Genomic DNA, 4,762 nt, shown 5'->3' with positions numbered 1-4,762 from the left:
GGGCCGAACCGGTCGAGGCGTCGCGCAGGGCGGGATTCACGGCCGCCCCGCTGGTCGAGGTCGCCCCCGTCGCGCCGCTGGTGCTGGTCGGCACATAGACGTCGTTCAGCGCTTCGGGTCCGGTCGAGAACCGGCGGTCCCACTCCATGATCACGGCGTACTGGTTGATGTCCTCGTAGATCGTCGCCACCTGGCGCTGGCCGAAGGCGTTGTAGAGCGCGTTGTCGACGGCCCGGGGCGTGACACCCAGGCGCGAGGCGCTGTCGCGGTCGATCGTCACGAAGGTCTCGACGCCGTTCTCCGACTGGTCGCTGTCGACGTCGGTCATCACGTCTGACCGCGCCTTCATCGCCTCGGCCAGCTTGGGCGCCCAGGTCTTCAGCGCGTCGCTGGAGTCGCTGGTCAGGGTGTACTGGTAGGTCGAATTGCTCTGCCGCCCGCCCATCCGCACATCCTGGACGGGGTTGAGGAAGATGCTGATGCCGGTGACCTTCTGCAGCTGGGGCCGCAGACGATTGATCACCGCCGAGCCCTTTTCCTTGCGGTCGTCCGGCCCATTGCCCAGCGGCTTGAGGTTGACGAACAGGAAGCCGCCGCCGGCCCGGGCTCCGCCGGTGAAGCCGACCACCGTATCGACGCCCGGATCCTTGCGGATGATGTTGACCACCTGCTTGAGCTTGGCCTGCATGACGTGGAACGAGACGCTCTGGTCGGCGCGCAGCCCGGCCTGGATCTGTCCGCTGTCCTGCTGGGGGAAGAAACCCTTGGGCACGGCGGCGTAGAGCCAGGCGGTCATGGCGATCACCACCACCAGGATCAGCAGCACCACGGGCTTGGCCGCCAGGGCCCAGTCCAGGCTGTATTCGTAGGTCCGGTGCACGCGGTCGAAGCCGGCCTCGAAGAGCCGGGCGATCCGGCCCTCCTTCTTGCCTTCCTTGGGCGGGCGCAGCAGGTAGGCGCACATCATCGGCGTGGTGGTCAGCGAGATGACCAGCGAGATCATCACCGCCGCAGATAAGGTGACGGCGAATTCGCGGAAGAGGCGCCCCACCTGGCCGCCCATGAACAGCAGCGGGATGAAGACGGCGACCAGCGAGACGCTGATCGACAGCACCGTGAAGCCCACCTCGCGCGCGCCCAGCAAGGCGGCCTTGAAGCGGTCCATGCCCTTTTCGATATGGCGCTGGGTGTTCTCCAGCACGACGATGGCGTCGTCGACCACGAAGCCGGTCGCCACGGTGATGGCCATAAGGCTGAGGTTGTTGAGCGAGAAGCCCAGCAGATACATCACCCCGAACGTGCCCAGCAGCGAGACGATGGTCGCCGCCGCCGGGATGAAGGTGGCCCGGGCGCTGCGCAGGAAGGCGCTGACCACCAGCACCACCAGCACGATCGAGATCAGCAGGGTGATCTCGATCTCCTTGAGCGAGGCGCGGATCGAGTTGGTGCTGTCGCTGGCCACCGCGACGCTGATGTCGCTGGGCAGCTGGGCGCGCAGCTCCGGCAGAGTGGCGCGAACGCTGTCGACCGTCTGAATGATGTTGGCCCCCGGCTGGCGGGTGACCAGGATGATGATCGCCGGCTTGCCGTTGAACAGGCCCAGGGTGCGGGTGTCGGCGACGCTGTCGGTGACCTCTGCCACGTCCATCAGCCGCACCGGCGCATCGCCGCGCCAGGCCACGACCAGGCCGGCATAGTCGGCCGCCTTGCGTCCGCCGGGGCTGGTATAGACCTGGAACYGCCGCCCTGCCCCCTCCACCTGGCCCTTGGGTCGGTTGGCGTTGGCCGACTGGACCGCGGCTCGCACGTCCTCCAGCGCGATGCCGTACTTGTTGAGCAGGAACGGATTGACCGACACCCGCACGGCCGGCAGCGAGCCGCCGCCGATCTCGACGTCGCCCACCCCGGTCACCTGGGCCAGGCGCTGGGAGACGATGTTGGACACCGCGTCGTAGATCTGGCCCGGGGTCTTGGTGTCGCTGGTCAGGGCCAGGATGATCACCGGGGCGTCGGACGGGTTCTGCTTGCGGTAGCTGGGATTGCTCTTCAGCGTGGCCGGCAGGTCCGACCGAGCGGCGTTGATGGCGGCCTGCACCTCGCGCGCCGCGCCGTCGATGTTGCGATTGAGGTCGAACTGCAGGGTCACACGGGCCGAGCCGGTGTTGCTCTGCGAGGTCATCTCGGTGACGCCGGGGATCGTGCCCAACCGCCGCTCCAGTGGGGTGGCGACGCTGGAGGCCATGGTCTCGGGGCTGGCCCCCGACAGGTTGGCCGAGACCGAGATGGTCGGATAGTCCACCTGCGGCAGGGGCGAGACCGGCAGCACGAAGAAGGCGGCGATCCCGGCCATGGCGATGCCGATGGTCAGCAGAACCGTCGCCACCGGCCGCTTGATGAAGGGCGCCGACAGGTTCACGACGGCGCCCCCGGGATCGGCTCGGGGTCGGCCCGATCGGGCGCGACGTGGTCGTCGCGCTCACGGTGCACGCCCTTGTCGGCCGGCGCGAACTTGTCGAAGGCCAGGTAGATCACCGGGGTGGTGAACATGGTCAACAGCTGACTGACCAGCAGGCCGCCGAAGATGGCGATGCCCAGCGGCCGGCGCAGCTCGCCGCCCTCGCCGAAGCTCAGCATCAGCGGGATGGCCGCGAACAGGGCCGCCAGGGTGGTCATCAGGATCGGCCGGAAGCGCAGGATGGCGGCCTGGAAGATCGCGTCTCGCGGGCTTTTGCCCTGGTTGCGCTGCGCGTCGATCGCGAAGTCGATCATCATGATCGCGTTCTTCTTGACGATGCCGATCAGCAGGATGATGCCGATGATGCCGATCACGCCCAGGTCGTTGCCGGTGATCCACAGGGCCAGCAGCGCGCCGACCCCGGCCGACGGCAGGGTCGACAGGATGGTCAGCGGGTGGATGTAGCTCTCGTAGAGCACGCCCAGCACGATGTAGACGCAGACGATGGCCGCCAGGATCAGCCACAGCTGGTTGCTCAGCGAGTTCTCGTAGGCTCCGGCCGCGCCCAGGAAGCTGTGGGTGACCGACGCCGGCATGCCGATGTCCTTCATGGCCGCGCGGATGTCGTCGACCGCCTTGCCCAGCGAGACGTTGGGCGCCGTGTCGAAGCCGATCGTGGTGGCCGGGAACTGCGAGACGTGGGTCACCTGCAGCGGGGCGGTCTGTTCCTTGATGGTCGAGATCGCCGACAGCGGCGTGGGCTGGCCGCCGCCGGTCTTGAGGTTCAGCAGGCCCAGGGACTCCGGCGCGGTCAGCAGGCCGGGCTTGGCCTCCAGGATCACCCGGTACTGGTTGGTCTCGGTGAAGATGGTCGAGACGATCCGTTGGCCAAAGGCGCTGTAGAGCGCGTCGTCGATGTCCGAGGCCGTGATCGAAAGCCGCGCGGCGGTGTCGCGGTCGATGTCGACATAGGCCGCGGCCCCGGTGGCGCTGGCGTCGCTATAGACGTTGCGCACCGACTTCACGCTGGCCAGGCGCTCGGCCAGCTTGCCGGCCCATTCGCGCACCGTGGCGGTGTCGGCGCTCTCCAGCGACAGACGGTAGAGGGTCGGGCCGGTCTCGGCGTCGATGGTCAGGTCCTGGGTCGGCTGCAGGTAGAGGTGCACGCCCGGCACGGCGGCGACGCGGTCGCGCAGCCGCTGCATGATCTTCTCCTGCGAGCCTTTGCGGTCGGCCTTCAGGTTGATCAGCATCTGGCCGGTGTGGAGCATCGAATTGTTGGCGCCGTCGACGCCGATGAACGAGCTGAGGCTCTCCACCGCCGGGTCGTCTAGGACAGCCTTGGCGGCGTCCTGCTGCAGGCCGGCCATGCGGTCGTACGAGACCGACTGCTCGACCTCGGTGCGGGCCTGCAGTTGGCCGGTGTCCTGGGTCGGGAACAGGCCCTTGGGGATGATCAGATAGAGCACGGCGGTCAGGGCGAAGGTGGCCACGGCGACGACCAGGGTCGCCTTCTGACGTTCCAGAACCCAGGTCAGGCCGCGCTCGTAGTGGCGCTCGACCTTGTCGAACACCGCCTTGGACTTGCGCGCGATCCGGCCCTGGTGCTCTTCGCCCTCGCCTTCGCCGGCCGGCTTCAGCCAGCGGGCCGACAGCATCGGGGTCAGGGTCAGGGACACCACCGCCGAGATCAGGATGGTGATGGCCAGGGTGATGGCGAACTCGCGGAACAGCCGCCCGACCACGTCGCCCATGAACAACAGCGGGATCAGCACGGCGATCAGCGACACGGTCAGCGAGATGATCGTGAAGCCGATCTCGCGCGCGCCCTGAAGCGCCGCCGCCATCGGCTTGACGCCCTTCTCCAGGTGCCGGGAGATGTTCTCGATCATGACGATGGCGTCGTCGACCACGAACCCCGTCGCGATGGTCAGGGCCATCAGGCTCAGATTGTTGAGGCTGAAGCCCATCAGGTACATCACCCCGCACGAGCCGATCAGCGAGATCGGGACGGCCAGGCCGGCGATCAGGGTGGCGCGCAGGCTGTGCAGGAAGAAGAAGATCACCACCACGACCATCACCACGGCCAGCAGCAGCTCCATCTCCACGTGGTGGACCGAGCCGCGGATGCCGGTGGTGCGGTCGGCCAGCACCTTGACCTCCAGCGTGGCGGGCAGGCTCGATTCCAGCTCCGGCAGCTTGGCCTTGATGGCGTCGACGGTCTTGATGACGTTGGCGCCCGGCTGGCGCTGGACGTTGACGATGATCGCCGGGGTCTCTCCAGCCCAGGCCCCGAGACGCGTGTTC

The 4,762-nt window shown here is 67.7% G+C and carries 2 protein-coding genes; both read right to left on the bottom strand.

The genetic code is table 11. From position 1 onward, the window contains the following. A partial coding sequence (locus tag AC1DZ6_RS19200; RefSeq protein WP_477098741.1) for an efflux RND transporter permease subunit occupies window positions 1-2,416 on the bottom strand: 2,416 nt, incomplete at its 3' end. After that, window positions 2,413-4,762: efflux RND transporter permease subunit (locus tag AC1DZ6_RS19195; protein ID WP_477098740.1), on the bottom strand; the 2,350-nt coding region annotated here is incomplete at its 5' end. The genes AC1DZ6_RS19200 and AC1DZ6_RS19195, both read right to left, overlap by 4 nt.

Source organism: Caulobacter sp. P1_B12_2 (assembly GCF_056406675.1).
Note: the sequence above shows the minus strand (reverse complement) of the source record. Positions and strands in the feature narration are given on the sequence as shown.